This window comes from Rhodococcus sp. NPDC003322, from assembly GCF_053589555.1.
Window position 1 is genome coordinate 262,326 of sequence record NZ_JBSFSC010000004.1, and the last position, 16,995, is coordinate 279,320.

General features: G+C 69.1%; 15 protein-coding genes and 1 pseudogene. 11 read left to right on the forward strand and 5 right to left on the reverse strand.

Going from position 1 to position 16,995, the window contains the following annotated elements; all coding sequences use genetic code 11:
* The first annotated feature begins 122 nt into the window (after positions 1-122).
* The gene (locus tag ACWDUM_RS17475; RefSeq protein ID WP_450134929.1) at positions 123-3,020 is read left to right on the forward strand and encodes a UPF0182 family protein; all 2,898 of its coding nucleotides are present in this window, start codon (positions 123-125) and stop codon (positions 3,018-3,020) included.
* A 60-nt stretch (positions 3,021-3,080) separates the two neighbouring features.
* Here ACWDUM_RS17475 and ACWDUM_RS17480 read toward each other — a convergent pair whose 3' ends face one another.
* Entirely contained in the window at positions 3,081-3,383 is a 303-nt protein-coding gene (locus ACWDUM_RS17480) for a type II toxin-antitoxin system VapB family antitoxin (protein WP_450112728.1), read from the reverse strand.
* 196 nt (positions 3,384-3,579) lie between these two features.
* Here ACWDUM_RS17480 and hrcA point away from each other — a divergent pair, with 196 nt between their 5' ends.
* From hrcA to ACWDUM_RS17495, 3 genes are all read left to right on the forward strand, one after another.
* Positions 3,580-4,605: a heat-inducible transcriptional repressor HrcA gene (gene hrcA / locus ACWDUM_RS17485; protein WP_450112729.1), complete on the forward strand. Its 1,026-nt coding sequence runs from the start codon at positions 3,580-3,582 to the stop codon at positions 4,603-4,605.
* A gap of 119 nt (positions 4,606-4,724) precedes the next feature.
* Positions 4,725-5,876, forward strand: coding sequence for a molecular chaperone DnaJ (dnaJ, locus tag ACWDUM_RS17490; RefSeq protein ID WP_450112730.1), 1,152 nt, complete (start codon positions 4,725-4,727; stop codon positions 5,874-5,876).
* Between the two features lie 18 nt (positions 5,877-5,894).
* Positions 5,895-6,656 carry a 16S rRNA (uracil(1498)-N(3))-methyltransferase gene (locus ACWDUM_RS17495; RefSeq protein WP_450134930.1) on the forward strand — a complete coding sequence of 254 codons (762 nt, stop codon included), beginning with the start codon at positions 5,895-5,897 and terminating at the stop codon, positions 6,654-6,656.
* Positions 6,657-6,703: 47 nt separating this feature from the next.
* On the opposite strand, the gene ACWDUM_RS17500 is transcribed toward ACWDUM_RS17495, so the two are convergent.
* Entirely contained in the window at positions 6,704-7,582 is an 879-nt protein-coding gene (locus tag ACWDUM_RS17500; protein WP_450134931.1) for a helix-turn-helix domain-containing protein, read from the reverse strand.
* 102 nt (positions 7,583-7,684) lie between these two features.
* Between ACWDUM_RS17500 and ACWDUM_RS17505 the strand changes: the two genes are divergently transcribed.
* The 6 genes from ACWDUM_RS17505 (at position 7,685) to ACWDUM_RS17530 (ending at position 14,044) form a co-directional block, all read left to right on the forward strand.
* A complete protein-coding gene (locus tag ACWDUM_RS17505) occupies positions 7,685-8,365 on the forward strand; it encodes an SDR family NAD(P)-dependent oxidoreductase (protein ID WP_450134932.1) in 681 nt (226 codons plus the stop codon).
* A gap of 61 nt (positions 8,366-8,426) precedes the next feature.
* Positions 8,427-9,188 carry an alpha/beta hydrolase family protein gene (locus ACWDUM_RS17510; RefSeq protein WP_450134933.1) on the forward strand — a complete coding sequence of 254 codons (762 nt, stop codon included), beginning with the start codon at positions 8,427-8,429 and terminating at the stop codon, positions 9,186-9,188.
* 171 nt (positions 9,189-9,359) lie between these two features.
* Positions 9,360-10,532 (forward strand): ATP-binding protein, encoded by a 1,173-nt coding sequence (locus tag ACWDUM_RS17515; protein ID WP_450134934.1) that lies wholly within the window; start codon positions 9,360-9,362, stop codon positions 10,530-10,532.
* Between the two features lie 72 nt (positions 10,533-10,604).
* Positions 10,605-11,387 (forward strand): PASTA domain-containing protein, encoded by a 783-nt coding sequence (locus tag ACWDUM_RS17520; RefSeq protein WP_450134935.1) that lies wholly within the window; start codon positions 10,605-10,607, stop codon positions 11,385-11,387.
* Between the two features lie 105 nt (positions 11,388-11,492).
* Complete coding sequence (locus ACWDUM_RS17525; RefSeq protein ID WP_450134936.1) at positions 11,493-11,942, forward strand: hypothetical protein; 450 nt, start codon at positions 11,493-11,495, stop codon at positions 11,940-11,942.
* 56 nt (positions 11,943-11,998) lie between these two features.
* Positions 11,999-14,044, forward strand: a complete 2,046-nt coding sequence (locus tag ACWDUM_RS17530) for a DUF222 domain-containing protein (RefSeq protein WP_450134937.1) — start codon at positions 11,999-12,001, stop codon at positions 14,042-14,044.
* 250 nt (positions 14,045-14,294) lie between these two features.
* On the opposite strand, the gene ACWDUM_RS17535 is transcribed toward ACWDUM_RS17530, so the two are convergent.
* The 3 genes and pseudogenes from ACWDUM_RS17535 to ACWDUM_RS17545 form a co-directional block, all read right to left on the reverse strand.
* The gene (locus ACWDUM_RS17535) at positions 14,295-14,543 is read right to left on the reverse strand and encodes a DUF7683 domain-containing protein (protein WP_450134938.1); all 249 of its coding nucleotides are present in this window, start codon (positions 14,541-14,543) and stop codon (positions 14,295-14,297) included.
* A gap of 13 nt (positions 14,544-14,556) precedes the next feature.
* Positions 14,557-14,706: pseudogene (locus ACWDUM_RS17540) on the reverse strand (colicin E3/pyocin S6 family cytotoxin); the annotation flags it as partial.
* A gap of 129 nt (positions 14,707-14,835) precedes the next feature.
* The gene (locus ACWDUM_RS17545; RefSeq protein WP_450134939.1) at positions 14,836-16,236 is read right to left on the reverse strand and encodes a hypothetical protein; all 1,401 of its coding nucleotides are present in this window, start codon (positions 16,234-16,236) and stop codon (positions 14,836-14,838) included.
* A gap of 122 nt (positions 16,237-16,358) precedes the next feature.
* On the opposite strand from ACWDUM_RS17545, the gene ACWDUM_RS17550 reads away from it, so the two are divergent.
* Complete coding sequence (locus ACWDUM_RS17550; RefSeq protein ID WP_450134940.1) at positions 16,359-16,973, forward strand: QsdR family transcriptional regulator; 615 nt, start codon at positions 16,359-16,361, stop codon at positions 16,971-16,973.
* Positions 16,974-16,995 lie beyond the last annotated feature (22 nt).

The following is a 16,995-nucleotide window of genomic DNA, read 5'->3' on the forward strand; positions in this document are numbered from 1 at the left end:
GTGCCCCGGCCTCCGACTGACGGTGGTCCGGCCGCGGCGTCACGGCCCGAAGACGGCGTTCCCGGCCCGGTCCGGCTACGTAGAATTGGGACACACGGCCGAGTGCCGACGAGGGCAGGAAAGTGGGTATGCCCGCCGCCAAGGATCTACCGAGGTTGTCGCGACGCAGTCGCATCCTGCTGCTGGCCGCGGCGTTCCTGCTCGTGGCGCTGGTCTTCGTCCCGCCGCTGGTGCACGCGTACACGGACTGGCTGTGGTTCGGTGAAGTGGGCTTCCGCAGGGTCTGGGCGACCGTGCTGGTCACCCGGGCGCTGACGTTCCTGGCGGTGTCCACGCTGGTCGGCGGTGCGATGGCACTGGCGGCTCTTCTGGCGTTCCGGGCGCGGCCGGTGGTCGCTCCCCGCAACGGGTCGGACGACCCGATCCAGGTGATCCGGATGATCGTGCTGCGGCGGCCGCGGCTGTTCGGGCTGGGGATCCCGGTCATCGTCGGGCTGCTCTGCGGGCTGATCGCGCAGACGAACTGGACCACGATCCAGCTCTTCCTGCACGGCGGCTCGTTCGGCGTCACCGACCCCCAGTTCGGTCTGGACGTCGGGTTCTACGTGTTCGACCTGCCGTTCTACCGCGCCGTGCTGAACTGGCTCTTCGCGGCCATCATCCTGGCCTTCGTGACCTCGCTGGCGACCCACTACCTGTTCGGCGGAATCCGGGTGTCCGAGGAGGCGAGTGGCGTGACGTGGGCCGCCCGCGTGCAGCTCGCGGTGCTGGTCGGCACGTTCATCCTGCTCAAAGCCATCGCCTACTGGTTCGATCGGTACGCCCTGTTGTCGAGCTCGCGCAAGGAACCGACCTTCGCCGGCGGCGGCTACACCGACATCAACGCGCTACTGCCGGCCAAGCTGATCCTGCTGGCCATCGCCGTCATCTGCGCCGTCGCCTTCTTCGCCGTCGTGGTGGTGCGGGACCTGCGCATCCCGGCGATGGCCGCGATCCTGTTGGTGCTGTCCTCGATCGTGGTGGGTGCGGTGTGGCCGCTGGCGGTCGAACAGTTCTCGGTGCGTCCCAACGCCGCCGACCGGGAGAGCCCGTACATCGCACGCAACATCGCCGCCACCCGACAGGCCTACGGCATCGGTGCCGACAAGGTCGAGTTCCAGCCCTATCCCGGCATCGGGACGAGGTCGCCACCGGACGTGCCCGCCGACGTGACCACGATCGCAAACGCCCGGCTGCTGGACCCGAATGTGCTCTCGCACACGTTCATCCAGCAGCAGCAGCTCAAGAACTTCTACACGTTCCCGCCGACACTGGACCTGGACCGCTACTCCGTCGGCGGTCAGTTGCGTGACTACGTCGTCGCTGCCCGCGAACTGACGCCGAGCAGCCTGAGCGGTAACCAGACCCAGTGGGTCAACATGCACACCGTGTACACGCACGGCGACGGGTTCGTGGCGGCCCCTGCGAACCGGGTCAACGCCGCGGTCCGCGAAGCGGCGACGGACACGGCCAGCAGCAACAGCGGCTATCCCGTCTACATGGTGAGCGACATCGCCAGTCAGGAATCCGGGCGCCAGCTCATCCGGGTCGATCAGCCGCGCATCTACTTCGGGGAGATGATCGCGAGAGCCGACCCGGACTACGCGATCGTCGGCGGTCCGCAGGGATCGGCTCCGCGCGAGTACGACACCGACAGCTCCACCTACACCTATGCCGGGACCGGCGGGGTTCCCATCGGGAACTGGCTCAACCGCGTGGCCTTCGCCGTCCGGTACACCGAGCGGAACATCATCTTCTCCAAGGCCATCGGGTCCGACTCGAAGATCATCTTCAACCGCGACCCGGCCGAGCGGGTGCGCCTGGTGGCCCCGTGGCTGACCACCGATCACGATCCCTACCCGGCCGTCGTCGGCGGGCGGATCGTGTGGATCGTCGACAGCTACACCACCGCGAGCAACTATCCCTACGCGCAGCGGAGTTCGCTCGACGACCTCGCGGCCGCACCGGAGGGCGCCGGAGCGGAACCGGGCCGCGAGGTGTCCTACATCCGGAACTCGGTGAAGGCCACCGTCGACGCCTACGACGGCACGGTGACGCTGTACCAGGTCGATCAGCAGGATCCGGTGCTGAAGGCGTGGATGGCGGCGTTCCCGGGAACCGTGCAACCGGCGAGCGCCGTCCCCGACGAGCTGCGGGCGCACTTCCGGTACCCCGAGGACCAGTTCAAGATCCAACGCGACATGCTGGCGAGGTACCACGTCGACGATCCACGCGAGTTCTTCACCACCAATGCATTCTGGTCGGTGCCGAGCGACCCGACGGTCGAGACCAACCCGTACCAGATGCCGTTCTACGTGCTCGCGGGCGACCAGGCCACAGCGGAGCCGTCGTTCCGGCTGGCAAGCGCGATGGTCGGCTTCCGGCGCGAGTTCCTCTCCGCCTACATCTCGGCGCACTCGGATCCGCAGGACTACGGCAAGCTGACCGTGCTCGAGTTGCCGACCGACACGCTGACCCAGGGCCCGCAGCAGATCCAGAACTCGATGATCTCGGACACCCGGGTGGCGTCCGAGCGCACGCTGCTGGAGCGATCGAACCGGATCCAGTACGGCAACCTGCTGACGCTGCCGATCGCCGACGGCGGCGTGCTGTACGTCGAGCCGCTGTTCACCGAGCGGATCGCGTCGGCGCAGAACACCTCCACGTTCCCGCAGCTGGCCCGGATGCTGGTGAGCTACCGGGAACCGGGTGTCACCGGTGGTGTGCGGGTCGGGTACGCCCCGACCCTGGCCGAGGCGCTCGACCAGATCTTCGGACCCGGTGTCGGCGGGTTGGCGACCGCCCCGGAGACCGGCGGTCAGCAGCCGTCGCCGGACACCGGTGCGCCCGCGCCTGCGCCCCCTGTGGCCGCGCCCCCGAACCCGGCCCTCGCCGACCTGAACGCGGCGCTGGCGCAGCTGCGGGAGGCGCTGGACCGGCTGCAGCGGGCGGTCGACTCCTATCAGAACGCCCCGCGATAACCGGCTTGGGCCGGTGCCCGACCCGTACCCCTTCCGGGGTGAACTCGAACCGTCGGCGCGTCAGTGCACCGTGTCGTGCTCGTACACGCGGGCGTGGAGCACGACCCGATTGCGCAGTGCGGATCGGACGGCGTGGTGCACCCCGTCCTCCAGATAGATGACGCCCTGCCAGAGCACCGCGTGCGGGAACAGGTCGCCGTAGAACGTGGAGTCCTCGGACAGCAGCCGGTCGAGTTCGAGGACCTTGGTAGTGGTGACGATCTCGTCGAGTCGGACCTGGCGCGGCGGAATCTTCGACCAGTCGCGGATCGACAGTCCGTGGTCCGGGTACGGCTTGCCGTCCCGGACTCCCTTGAAAATCATCTGGGCATCCGTCTCGTGGTCGGGCGGTGCTCGATGGCACCGCATGTCGGTGAGGCGCCACCACCCTAAGGCCTGCACGGCCGGTGGTCACGAGACGACTAGAATGCGGTCAGCCGGGGGTTTACATGCGTGCCCGGCGCGAGCATCGCCCTGCGACACCGGTCGAGGGGCACAGGGCGAGACGGAGGTGATCGGCATGGCGAGTACCGAGGAACGACGCTTCGAGGTGCTGCGCGCGATCGTCGCCGACTATGTCGCCAGCCAGGAGCCGATCGGGTCGAAGGCGCTCGTCGAGCGGCACAACCTCGGCGTCTCAAGCGCCACGATCCGCAACGACATGGCCGTGCTCGAGGCGGAGGGCTACATCACCCAGCCGCACACCAGCTCCGGACGCGTCCCCACCGACAAGGGGTACCGCGAGTTCGTCGACCGGATCGCCGAGGTCAAGCCGCTGTCCCCGGCGGAACGCCGCGCGATCCTCGAGTTCCTCGACTCCGGGGTCGACCTGGACGACGTGCTGCGGCGCGGGGTGCGGCTGCTGGCGCAGCTGACCCGCCAGGTCGCGGTCGTGCAGTACCCGACGTTGTCGGCGTCGTCGGTGCGGCACCTCGAGGTGGTCGCGTTGACGCCGGCGCGGCTGCTGCTCGTCCTGATCACGGACTCCGGCCGCGTCGACCAGCGGATCGTCGAGCTCGGTGACGTGATCGGCGACGACGACCTGGCCAAGCTGCGGGATCTGCTCGGCGGGGCCCTCGAGGGCAAGCGACTGGCCGCGGCGTCGATCGCGGTCTCGGAGCTGGCGGACGCCGCCCCGGAGGGCCTGCGCGATGCAGTGGTGCGCACCTCGACCGTGCTGATCGAGACGCTCGTCGAGCACCCCGAAGATCGTCTCGTGCTCGGTGGCACCGCGAACCTCACCCGCAACGCCGGCGATTTCCCCGGTTCGCTGCGGTCGGTCCTCGAGGCCCTCGAGGAGCAGGTGGTGGTGCTCAAGCTGCTGGCGGCGACCGGCGCGCCGGGTTCGGTGACCGTGCGGATCGGTGAGGAGACGCAGGTCGAGCAGATCCGAGGCACCTCGGTGATCACCACCGGGTACGGCGCGGGCGGCAACATCTTCGGCGGCATGGGTGTGCTCGGTCCCACGCGCATGGACTACCCGGGAACAATCGCGTCCGTCGCGGCGGTTGCCAGGTACATCGGCGAGGTGCTTGCCGAGCGGTGAGGTGTGCCCGGTGACGGCCACGAGGTGGCCGGTCATGCGTCGCGCCGGGATTGATCGACAGACGAACGACGCCAGAGACAGACGACGAGCAAGACAGCAACGAGGACGAGAGACGTAACGTGGCACGGGACTACTACGGACTGCTGGGTGTCTCACCCAAGGCGACCGATCAGGAGATCAAGCGGGCGTACCGCAAACTCGCCAGGGAACTGCACCCCGACGTCAACCCGGACGAGGACGCGCAGGCCCGGTTCAAGGACATCTCCACCGCGTACGAGGTGCTCTCCGACCCCGAGAAGCGTCGCATCGTCGACCTCGGCGGGGACCCGTTGCAGCAGGGCGGCGGCGGGGCAGGCGGTTTCGGCGGAGCCGGCTTCGGCGGCGGTCTCGGCGACGTGTTCGAGGCGTTCTTCGGTGGCGGCACCGGCACCCGGCGCGGCCCCCGTGGCCGCGTGCAGCCCGGTGCCGACTCGCTGCTGCGCACCAAGCTGACGCTCGAGGAGTGCGCGACCGGCGTCACCAAGCACATCACCGTCGACACCGCGATCCTGTGCGACGTCTGCACCGGATCCGGCACCAACGGCGACTCCAAGCCCGTCACCTGTGAGACCTGTGGTGGCGCCGGCGAGGTGCAGTCCGTGCAGCGGTCGTTCCTCGGTCAGGTCATGACGTCGCGTCCGTGCCCCACCTGCCGCGGCGCCGGGGAGACCATCCCCGATCCCTGCCACAAGTGCGGTGGTGACGGCCGGGTGCGGGCCCGCCGCGACATCGCCGTCAAGGTTCCGGTCGGTGTGGGCAACGGCATGCGGATCCGGTTGTCCGCGCAGGGCGAGGTCGGCCCCGGCGGCGGACCGGCCGGTGACCTGTACGTCGAGGTCATCGAGCAGGCGCACGACGTGTTCGTGCGGGACGGCGACGACCTGCACTGCACCATCCGGGTGCCGATGGTCGACGCGGCGCTGGGCACGACGGTCACCGTCGACACCATCATCGACGGCCCCACCGAGATCACCGTCGACGCCGGCACCCAGCCCGGATCGGTCGCGGTGCTGCGTGGCCACGGCATGCCGAAGTTGCGGTCCGGGGTGCGCGGCGACGTGCACGCCCACCTGGAGGTGGTGGTCCCGTCGAAGCTGGACGGCAAGCAGACCGCCGTCCTGAAGGACTTCAAGAACCTGCGCGACCGCGATCAGGCGGAGGTCGTGAGCAGCGGGTCGCACCAGAGCGGCGGGTTGTTCTCACGGCTGCGCGACGCGTTCAGCGGTCGCTGACGGGCGGCCGGAGAACGCATGGCCGCCACGGTGTTCTACCTCGATCCGCTGCCCGACGTCGGGGCGATCGCGGTCCTCGACGGCAAGGAGGGCCGGCACGCCGCCACGGTGCGCCGGATCCGAGTCGGTGAGCAGTTGGTGCTCGCGGACGGCCGCGGCGGCGTCGCCCGCGCGGAGGTCGTCGAGGTCGGCAAGGATCGGCTCGACCTGACGGTCACCGCCCGCGACGAGGTGGCGGCCGCGGCTCCGACCGTCACCCTGGTGCAGGCCCTGCCGAAGGCCGAGCGGTCCGAGCTCGCCGTGGAACTCGCCACCGAGGCGGGGATCGACGAGATCGTGCCGTGGCAGTCGTCCCGCTGCGTCGCCAAGTGGGAGGGCCCGAAGGCAGTCAAGGGTGTCGCGCGGTGGCAGGCGGTCGCGGTCGCGGCTGCGAAACAGTCACGGCGAGCGCACATTCCGCAGGTCTCGGAGCTGCACCGCACCCCGGCCGTGCTCGACCGGGTGCGCGCCGTCGTCGCGGAGGGCGGGGTCGTGCTTGTGCTGCACGAGTCCGCCACCGCGGAACTGGCGACGCTCGACCTGCGTGAGGTCCCTGAGATCGTGCTCGTCGTCGGGCCGGAGGGCGGACTGTCCGAGGAGGAGGTCGCCGCGGCGACCGAGGCCGGCGCGACCGCGGTGCGGCTGGGCCCGACCGTGCTGCGCACCTCGACGGCGGCCGCGGTGGCACTCGGCGCGCTCGGCGTGCTCACCGACCGCTGGTCCGCGGCGCCGCTGCAGTAGCGAACACCCGGCCCACCTCGGTATGCACCGGGCGGTTCCGGAACGGCTCACCCGGTGGTGTCCGTTCTCGTCACCGCCAGTGGTCGTCGATGGTCCGACAGGTCCTGCAGACCGGTGACCCGAAGCAGGTCGAGCTTTTCCTCGTCGGCGGATCCCGGCTCGACCGTGTAGACGACGATCCGCAGGTCGCCGCTACCCGGCGCGCCGAGGACGTCGCAGTCCACCGTGATGTCGCCGACAGCCCTGGTGTGCAGGACCTTTCGGCTCGACCGGTGCAGGGCCACGTGCGCCTGTGCCCAGCGCGCCGCGAACTCGGTGGACTCCGCGAGGAGACGGTCCACGAGGGCCCGTAGCGGAGCATCGTCGGGGTAGCGCCCCACGGCTGATCGCAGATCCGCGACCAGGTCCGCTCTGAATTCGTCCTCCCCGACGGTGGTGTGGCTGACGGGGATGGCCCCTCCGGTGAACACCCGCCAGACGAGGTTGCGCCGCAACCCGGACTGCGTCGAGGGGTCACCGAGGAGCGCCGCCCAGAGCGGATTCCACAGCAGGAGGTCGTGTGCGGCGCTGTACACGGCGACCGGCACGTCACCGAGACGGTCCACGATCCGCTGGACGCCGGGCCCCACGTGCCGCGGCAACGAGGCAGGCGTCGGAACGGCGACACCGGCGACCCGGTACAGGTGGTCGCGCTCCTCGTCGGTCAGGCGCAACGCCCGCGCGAGCGCACCGAGCAGCTGCGCCGACGGATTGGTTGCCCGGCCCTGCTCCAGCCTCACGATGTAGTCGACGCTGACGCCGGCGAGCATTGCGAGCTCTTCCCGCCGCAGCCCCCGGGCGCGACGACCCGTACCGGGCGGCAGCCCGACGTGTTCGGGCTGCACGCGGTCGCGCCAGGCGCGCAGCACGCGCGCGAACTCGTCCATGCCCCCATCCTGCTCGCTGCCGGTGCGCGGTGGGTGGTACTGCCGGTCCCACCGTCGATCGGTGCCTGGTGTGCGCGCCGGAGCCGCGGGAGCGTTGTGGACATGACCACGACATTGATCACCGGAGCCAACCGGAGCCTCGGCCTGGAGACCGCACGCCGACTCATCGACGCCGGCCACACCGTCTACGCAGGCATGCGTGACCTCGCTTCGGCGGCAGAGGTACAGAATCTCGGCGCCCATCCCGTGCAACTCGACGTCACGGATCAGCGCAGCATCGACGCGGCGCTCGCCCAGCTGCCCGAGCTCGACGTCCTCGTCAACAACGCCGGCGTCCTCGGCAGGTCCTTCGGCGTCGACGACCTCGATGTCGCCGCCATGCAGGAGGTGTTCGACACGAATGTCCTTGGCGTCGTGCGTGTCACGCAGGCTGCGCTGCCACTGCTGCGGCGCTCGGCGAACCCCGTGATCGTCAACGTCGCCTCCGGCGTCGGCTTCGCCCGGGCGCTGAGCACCCCCGGCACCGACGAGCACTTCGTCCGGGCGGTTCCGTATGCGAGTTCGAAGGCGGCCGTGATCGCCATGACGGTCCAGTACGCGAAGAACCTCCCGGAATTCCGGGTCAACGCGAGCGACCCGGGATACACGAGCACCGACTTCAACTGGCACCGCGGACACCAGACCGTGACCGAAGGAACCGATGCGACCGTGATGCTGGCCGGGCTGGGCCCCGACGGACCCACCGGGAAGTTCTTCAACCGCGACGGGCTCATCGACTACTGACCACGGCGTGCTCGCGTGGGCGGGGTGAGGCCGGCGTCGGCGCGACCGCGACAATGGGTTCATGCCACGCCTCCGCATCGACTACGGACCCGAACCCGCCCAGTTCGGGCATCTCTACACCCCCAATGGAGTGGACGGGCCGGTGCCGGTGGTGATGCTGCTGCACGGCGGCTACTGGAGCGCCGACTTCCATCTCAACCTGGCGACGACTCTGGCCTCGGAGCTGGCGCGACGCGGCGTGGCGGCCTGGAACGTCGAGTACCGGCGGGTCGGCGCGGGTGGCGGGTGGGCGGAGACCAGCGCCGACGTCGAGGCCGCGCTGGCCGCGACCGCGACGCTGCTGCCCGAGCATTCGACGGTCCCGCTCGATGTCGGCGACGTCCGGCTCGTCGGCCATTCCGCGGGAGCGCAGCTCGCGATGTGGGTTGCGGGGCAACGGGATTGTCCGGTGCGGCCCACCCGGGTGATCTCCCAGGCCGGCGCGCTCAACCTCGCCGCCCGTGCCGCCACCCGCAGCGGGGGAGCCGCGCTCGAAGCACTGTTCGGGGTGTCCTACGCGGACGACCCCCAGGTCTACCGGGACGCGTCACCACTGCACCGCGTCCCGACCGGGGTGCCGACGGTGTGCATCCACGGGGTCGAGGACGTGCAGGTGCCGGTGGCGGCAAGCCGCGCCTACGTGGACGCGGCCCGGGCGGCGTGCGACCGTGCAGTGCTGTGGGAGGTGCCGGGCGAAGGGCACAACGCCTTCCTCGACCGCACCACCCGCAGCTGGGCGCTGACCCTGGACGCCGTCCTCGGCGAGGATCCCTGGTCGGCTTAGACCGAGCCGGTGACCTCGACGATGTTGACCTCGAGCTTCGGCACGGTGGTTCTGCCGCCCGCCTGGGTGTCGTAGGTGAAGGAGCTGTCCTCCCTGACCACGTCCCGGTCCCATCAGCCTTTATCGGACATTATCTGCAAAGCTCATATAAACCTGGATAAGGTGTGATGCATGGATCCGGTGCTGAACCCCTTCAAGCCGGGCGCCGGCTTGCGTCCCCCGATTCTCGCAGGTCGGGACCGTCTCTTCGCCGACTTCGACGTGGTCAGCCGCCGGATCGCCGAGTTCGGGGAGGGGGACCGGGGCTGGATGCTGGTGGGGTTGCGGGGCGTCGGCAAGACCGTGCTGCTCGGCGAACTCGAACGGATCGCCGTCAACGCCGGCTGGATCGTGGCGAAGCTCGAGGTCCGCAAGACGCAACCGCTCACCGACGAGCTCGCCTCGAAGCTGGCCGTCAGCCTGCGCGCGACCACACACAGGCACGCGATCGACAAGCTGGCGCGGCTTCTCGGGGTGTTTCGGTCGTTCACCGCGAAGCTCAACCTCGGGGTGGTCTCCCTCGGTGTGGACATCGACCCCGCCAAGGGGTATGCCGACAGCGGGCGTCTCTCGCTGGATCTGGCAGACCTCTTTGTCGCGCTGGGGGAGTCGTCCCGCGACCTCGGCATCGGCACGCTCATCCTGATCGACGAGTTGCAGGAGGCCACGGCCGAGGAGATGGCGGCGGTGAGCGCCGCGGTGCATCAGGTGGGTCAGACGTCGCCTGCGCTGCCACTCTTCCTCGTCGGCGCGGGCCTGCCGTCGCTTCCGGCGCTGCTGGCCTCGGCCACCAGTTACGCGGAGCGGCTGTACCAGTTCCGGGAACTGACCCTGCTCAGCGAATCGGACTCGCGGGCCGCGCTCACGCAGCCGGTGATCGAACGCGACGCGCACTGGGAACCGGACGCGCTGCGAGTGGTCCTGGACGCGGCCCGCGGCTACCCGTACTTCCTGCAGGAGGTCGGAAAGGCGGTGTGGAACAACGCCGTCGGTCCGGTCTTCACGGTCGACGATGCGCAACTCGGAGTCGACGTGGCCCGGCACGAGGTGAACGCGGGCCTGTATCGCGCAAGGTGGGACCGCGCGACGCCGGCGCAACGAGCGCTGCTGCACGCCCTCGCGGAGACGGGAGTCGCGGGAACGGCGACGATGAAAGGTCTCGCGGCGGCGCTGGGGAAGAAGACCACCGCACTGTCGGTCCCGCGCGACGAGCTGATCAAGAAGGGGCTCGTCTACGCCCCGGAACGAGGACTGCTCGCGTTCACCGTCCCCGGTTTCGACGACTTCATCCGCACGGAGGAGTAGCAATTCGTGTCGGCGGTCCATGCCATGGTGGGCCCGACACGACGTATTGGCCTGGCGCTTCGGGAGTTACACGTGAAAAAGTTCGCGCCGTACTGGCGGGTCGCCGCCGGGTTCTTCGCGGCGGTCGGAACCTGGGTGGTCGTGCTGGATCTCGTCCACGGCAGGTTCGGGGATGTGCTCGTCGGTGTTCTGTTGGCGGCCGGGTTGTGGTACCTCGCAGTCGGCAAGCCGATCCGCGACAGTCTCGGGCGCAAGAAGGCGGAGGACGCGGCGCTCGCTGCCCGTGCGCAGGCGGGGCACGAGGCGTTCCTCGCCGGCGACCCGGCCGCGTTCGCGCCGCCGCCGCCCGCACCCGAGAAGCGTCCGGTGCGCCGCGGAGTGATCATCGCGGCCGCGGTCGCGGCGATTCTCGTGCTCATCGGGATCATCGGGGACATCAGCGACGGCCTCGACGACGACTCCGACTCCGAGCCCACCACGACGTCCGCGGCGGCGACCGCCGCGTTCGGTGCGCCCGCACCCTCGACCGTCAGGCCGACGTCGGCCGGGGCGGCGGTAGCGCAGTCGGTCCATTCGGCCGTGCCGACCACCACGGTCGCGGCGGCATCGGCTGCCACGGCCCCGGCGACCATGCCGAACGTGGTGTGCATGAATCTGCAGGACGCGCAGGACACCATCCAGGCGGCGGGCGTCTTCTACTCCCGAAGCCAGGACGCGACCGGTGAGGGCCGCAACCAGGTCATCGACCGCAACTGGGTCGTGGTCGGCCAGGCCCCGCCCGCCGGGAGCACCGTCGGTGAAGGGGAGGCGATGCTGTCGGTCGTCAAGGTCGGCGAGCCGGGAGACTGCTCGTGACCAGGAAGCCGGAGCGGTCGGCATGCTGAGCGGGCTCCGGCGGGCCGTGGCCGTAAGGATCCGCGACGTGGGCTCCTCCCCTCGGGGCTGCGTGCTCGACATGCGGTGAATCTGCAGATCGACACCCAGCGCGAACGGTGGGAGGTCGAACTGGCGCAGTGCCGGGCTCGTCGCTCCGCGCTGTCCGCGCGCATCAGGGACGAACGGTGCGGCTTCGACCCCGCCGAGAGCGAAGGCTCCCGAGTCGCGCTCAAAGCCCACCGCGACAATGAGTCCCGGATCGAAGAACTCCGGGACCTCCTGCGCCTCACGGCTATGCCGACCTACATGCCGCAGTTCGCAGTCAGGGAAGGTTCGGTCGTCACAGTGCGGTTCAGTGGCAGTGAACCATTGCGAATGATCGTTGCCCGGCACAGTCACAATGAGACGATCGAGCCGTGTCCGCCGGACACGCCACTCGGCCGCGAGCTTGTGGGGCGTCGGCGCGGCGACACCGTCACCTACATGGTCGCTGGACGTGAACGATCCGTGGCGATCATCGATCTGATCGTCTAGCGCATCGGATCTCCGAACACTGGCCAAGCACCTCGAACATATGTACGATAGAACTCATGTTCGAGTCGGGGGGTTCGATGCAGGCCGGGGCGGAGGCTCCCGGTGTGCTGTCGGGCGTCCCGGAGGTCGAATGGACGGCGGTGCTGCGCGAGCGGCACGCCGGGATCGCCCGGGCCCAGTTCCTCGAGGTGGATGCTGTCGCATCGGTGTATTTGGCGCGGTGCGCAGAGGATGCCCGGCGGGGCTGTAACGAGGCGTTTCAGGGCGAGTTCGCGCACGTTGAGGTCGGCGTGATGCTGACCGTGACCGAGCCGGTGGCGCGGCGGTGGATCGGGTTGGGCTTGGACTTGCGGTGGCGGCTGCACGCGACGTCGGTGGCGTTCTCGACCGGTCGCATCGATCAGTCTCGGGCCCAGGCCATTTCGGATGCGTTGGCGAACGTCTCACCCGACAAGGTGGAGTTGGTGGAGCGACTCCTTCTGGACGGGATCGAGGGGGCGACGACGTCGACGATCCGTCGCACCGCGCGCAGGTTGGTCGCTCGGCACGATCCGGCCGGTGCCAAAGCCCGGCGGGAACAGGGCGAGGCCGATCGTGACGTGCGGTTCCGCGCGAACGACGACGGCACGTGCTCGATGGAGGGCACGCTGCCCGGTCCGGCGGGTCAGGTGGTCGCAATGCGGCTGCGGACGATGTGCTTCGAGGTCTGCGGGAGCGATCCGCGCACATTCGCGCAGCGTCGGGCGGATGCATTGGTGGCATTGGCGGACGGGTCCGGTCGACTGCTGTGCCTCTGTGGTCGCACCGACTGCACACAGACGGTTCGCTCAAGTGAATCTCGACCGTGCGATTCCGGGACGGCTCCGCACCCATCGGTGTCCGACGTCGCTGCTCCGGATGCGGACGAATCCGCGCCGCAGTGTGTCGGTCTGGATGGTCACGGTGACGCTGGCGACCACCACGTCGGCTCCGCGAGGGAAGACGGCGCCGGCGCCGCGTCGGCAGTGGACGGCGTCGGCGCGATGCCGCCCGAGGTTGATGCGCGCGGTGCGGATGATGGCGTCGACAGCTCGGGTCTCCGCAATGCGCGATCCAATCGGTCTGGAAGTCGGGATGATCCGATCCTGCCGTCGTTACCCCCGGCGACGGTTCACGTCGGGGTGAACCTGACGACGCTCCTCGGGCTCGATGACCTGCCCGCGTATCTGGCTGGGCACGGATGGATAGACGCAGATCTCGCGCGGGACATCGCGGCGGACGGCACGTGGAGGAAAGTCCTGACCCTGACCGATGCGGATCGGGAGGCACTGCTCGACGCGCTGTGCGGTCACGCCGGACAAGGCGGTGGGGCGGGTGAAGTTGCGGCCGATGACGCCTCCGGCGACGTGTGGTTGTCGGGTCGTCGCATCGAAACGCTCGCACACGGAAAGATTCTGGGTATCGGCCGCGCGTTGACTGCCGCGGGGATCACGCCGTCGGCCATCCGGGAACGCAGCAGGCGTCGACGAGAACAGCTGACGTACCGGCCGTGTCAGCGGCTGGCGGAGATCGTGCGCGCCCGGGACGGAATCTGTCGATTCCCCGGATGCAGCGTTCGGGCGGTTTCCTGCGACATCGACCACACGGTCCCGTTCGACCACGCGAAGCCCGCTTCGGGCGGCTGGACGGTCGAGCAGAACCTGGCCTGCCTCTGCCGTCGGCACCACCGCCTGAAGACGCTCGGGCGGTGGAACGTGCGGCAGCTCGGAGGTGGGCGACTCGAATGGACCACTCCCTCCGGTGAACTCGTCATCACAGAACCCCTCGGTGAATTCAGCGCCGACGCGACCGCACCACCGTGCGACACGGGCACGGCGAGTCGGGATGAGCAGTCGTCGGACGCTGCGGGCTGTGCTGTGAGGCCGCTCGACGGTGCAGGTTCGTCGGTACAGCCGCCCGACATGGACGGCTCCGCCGCAACCTCGCTCAAGAGCGCCGGCCCGGCGGTACCGCCAGGTGACGATGGGCGCTCGAACGCGGAGAGTGCAGCGCCGCGGGGTGTGACGCTCACCGATCCGCACGAGCTCGCCCGATTGTTCGGACAACCCCGCGGTAGGGGGTAGAGGCCGACCTGAAATACCTGCTCGACAGCTGGCCCAAGCCGATCGCCGTGGTCGACCGAGCCTGCAACATCAAGGTCTACGACCTCGACCGGCCCGTCACGGTCCCGGTCGACGACGAACCGGCACCGTTCTGATCGCGGTGCGTGAATATTCGCATGCACTTCGACTCGCCGGCACGCGGTCCTGGCGTTCGACCCGAACAGTTGGCGCGCAGGAATAGTGGTCCGCGGCGGGCCTGAAGTAGTCGGTGTCATTCACCATAGAAGCCGACCTGATAGTCCCACGAGTCGTCGATCGTGAATGGTTCGCCGATGTACTCCGCGAAGGTGTGGAGCATTACCGGTGAAATGTCGTAGCCGCCCGCTTCGAGTGGGTATTTCACTCCGCCGATCCTCACGGTGTCTCCGAGGTTCAATAGATCCTTGAGAGTTTCCGTACTCAATCCCGGCATGGGATAGTCACGAACTTGCAGTTCGGAGTCCTTGTCGAAAGCCTCCAAGTACCACATACGTTCATCGCTCCGATCGACGTGTCGGATCAGCCGGCCTTGTTGGCGCACTCGCGTGGGGGTCGGACTCGCCTCGGTGCCCTCCCGCCCTTGTCGTATTCTCGACCGCGCCGTGCTGATAGTCCCACACGTACGTATTGCCCTTGTTGTCTTGCGATCTGGTGCACTGCTGGTAGCTCCGGCGAACGCTTTCTTGAAGGTTGGCGACGTGCTCCTCGGGACGCGGCGGCCCGGCGGGGTGGTACCCACCCCGCCGGGTACCACCCGTCGAACGGGCCGGCGCTCAGCGGTGCAACGGCGAGCAGCCCCGGGCCTCGAAATCGGCCTTGGAGGAGTACATGCCGTCGGGCAGGTACTGCCCCATCACGGCCTTCTCGTCGCCCGGTGTCCGGGTGTCCTGGACGGCGTGGCCGAACCCGGCCGACGGCAGCATGTTTCGCAGGATGAGGTAGCCGTCATCGGGATGGCCCGCGCCGTCGCCGGTCGGGGAGAGGGGTAGCCAGGCGACGCCGCAGGCTTCGGTGGCGTTCACCGGGCGGTCCTCCGGCAGGGTGGCCACGATGGTGAATCGGCGTGCCGAGTCGAGCGGCACCTGCTCGTCGTGGAGGCATCCGACCACCTTCGTGGTGGCCATCGACTCGTTGTTGCACAGCGACCAGTAGCGCATGTCCACGTCGTCGACGCGATCCTGACCGTTGAGGGTGCGCGGCGTCACCGGCATCGTCCCGGTCAGGGTGAGAACCTCGCCGAAGCCGCGGTTGGTCAGCGCCGCAACGTAATTGTTGTCCTTGTTCGAGTACTGGCCGCCGGTGCGTGCGGGGGTCCCGCTGCACTGCCCGAGGTAGCTGCACTGGAGGCCGAACGGCACGTTGTAGAAGGTTCGCCACGCCGGCTGCTGCTCGGCGGGGAAGGTCGCGGGCCTACCGGGCTGGTCCCGCAGCGAGAGGTAGGTGTCCAGCGGGAGCTTGTCCACTGCCGGTGTGGTCGTCGCGGCGGCAACGGCGCTGCACAGGGACTCCCCGGTGAGCACCTGCCCGTCGGTCAGGTGCAGCTCGGGCTCGGGCAGTCCGACGCCACCGGTCACGTCGCGGCCGTTGTCAGGCAGGTACAGGCGGTAGAGCAGGGTGGTTCGTTCCTGCCCGGGAACTCCCGCGTACAGGGTGTTCGGTGCGGCGGTCCCGGGATCCGTGGGCGGTGTCTCGTTCACGACGGTCGCGGTGTACGAGCGGGGGCCGTGCCCGTTGCGGGGAGCCCCGGGCAGGTACGGGTTCGTCGAGCCCTCGTCGGGCGCGGTCGACACGTCGTTCAGCGCGGCGGTGGGCGAGTTGGTGCTGATGTCGTAGGAGTTGAGCGACTGGTACCGGGCATGCGCGTAGTCGCCCCGCAGCACGAGGCGCGCGCCGTCCGGGATCGCGAACTGCGCTGCCCAGTACAGCGCCCCGGAGTCGGGGAAGGCGTAGTTGAGGTCCTGGTTCGTCGCCGAGAACGTCGGACCGAACCAGAAGCACGTGGACGTGGGGTGGTTCTGGTCGCCCGTCGACCCCCCGCTCGACCCGAGATCCGGGGCGCCGGAGCCCGAGGAGCCGAGGTCGAGGGGGCCCAGCGCCTGGGCGGCACCGGTCGGAAGCAGGGTGACGACCGCGGCGAGTGCCGCCGCTGTCACGAGTCTGGCGAGGGCGGGCATCCGTGCTCCTTGTGATCTGGGTAACAAAACGTGCGCTGACGATAGGGGCCCTATGGAACAAAAGTCAATGACGTCTCATTTGGAAAGGCGCAAGTAAACGTCCCATGCGCTACAGTCCGACCGTGAGTTCCCAGCCTGTCGACGGGCCGCCGTCGTTCCGTAAGCCGACCGCGAGCGATGCCCGCGCCATGGCGACATGGCTGTTCCGGCGGGGCGAGCGCGTGGACATGCACACCGTTGCGTCGCATCTCGACATCGGCCGGTCGACGCTCTATCGGTGGGTCGGGGATCGCGAAAAGCTCATGGACCAGGTGATTCTCGCGTCCATCGGGGACATCTGGGAGGATGCCCGCGGCGCCGCCGAGGGCGCGGGGATCGACCGCGCGCTCGACGCGACTCGGCGCTTCATGCAGGGCTGTGTCGACTTCGAGCCGCTCGCGACGTTCGCGCGACGTGAGCCGAATCTGGCGTTGCGGGTCCTGCTCGATCCGGACGGTCTCGTCACAAAGGCGCTCGCGCGCAACCTTTCTCGCGAGATTGCCGAGACGGCCCCGGATATCGCCGTTCCGGAGGAAACCTACGGCGTGCTCGCGCTCACCGCCACCGCGCTGCTCTGGGCACACGTCGCGGCGAGCCGTGAACCCGACATCGACGCGACGATCGCCATCATGCGTGCCGTGCTCGCCGCACACGTGCGGGATGCGGGATCGTCCGGCAAAGAACCGGGTCGACCGTAGGTTGCGGTGGACTTCGCGTCCG

Excerpts from the sequence above, each read along its gene's own strand:
- ACWDUM_RS17505 (WP_450134932.1), top strand. The coding sequence starts at position 7,685 with ATGACCACGACATTGATCACCGGAGCCAACCGGAGCCTCGGCCTGGAG.
- ACWDUM_RS17530 (WP_450134937.1), top strand. The coding sequence starts at position 11,999 with ATGTTCGAGTCGGGGGGTTCGATGCAGGCCGGGGCGGAGGCTCCCGGT.
- ACWDUM_RS17545 (WP_450134939.1), bottom strand. The coding sequence starts at position 16,236 with ATGCCCGCCCTCGCCAGACTCGTGACAGCGGCGGCACTCGCCGCGGTC.
- ACWDUM_RS17510 (WP_450134933.1), top strand. The coding sequence starts at position 8,427 with ATGCCACGCCTCCGCATCGACTACGGACCCGAACCCGCCCAGTTCGGG.
- hrcA (WP_450112729.1), top strand. The coding sequence starts at position 3,580 with ATGGCGAGTACCGAGGAACGACGCTTCGAGGTGCTGCGCGCGATCGTC.
- ACWDUM_RS17500 (WP_450134931.1), bottom strand. The coding sequence starts at position 7,582 with ATGGACGAGTTCGCGCGCGTGCTGCGCGCCTGGCGCGACCGCGTGCAG.
- ACWDUM_RS17480 (WP_450112728.1), bottom strand. The coding sequence starts at position 3,383 with ATGATTTTCAAGGGAGTCCGGGACGGCAAGCCGTACCCGGACCACGGA.
- ACWDUM_RS17495 (WP_450134930.1), top strand. The coding sequence starts at position 5,895 with ATGGCCGCCACGGTGTTCTACCTCGATCCGCTGCCCGACGTCGGGGCG.
- ACWDUM_RS17515 (WP_450134934.1), top strand. The coding sequence starts at position 9,360 with ATGGATCCGGTGCTGAACCCCTTCAAGCCGGGCGCCGGCTTGCGTCCC.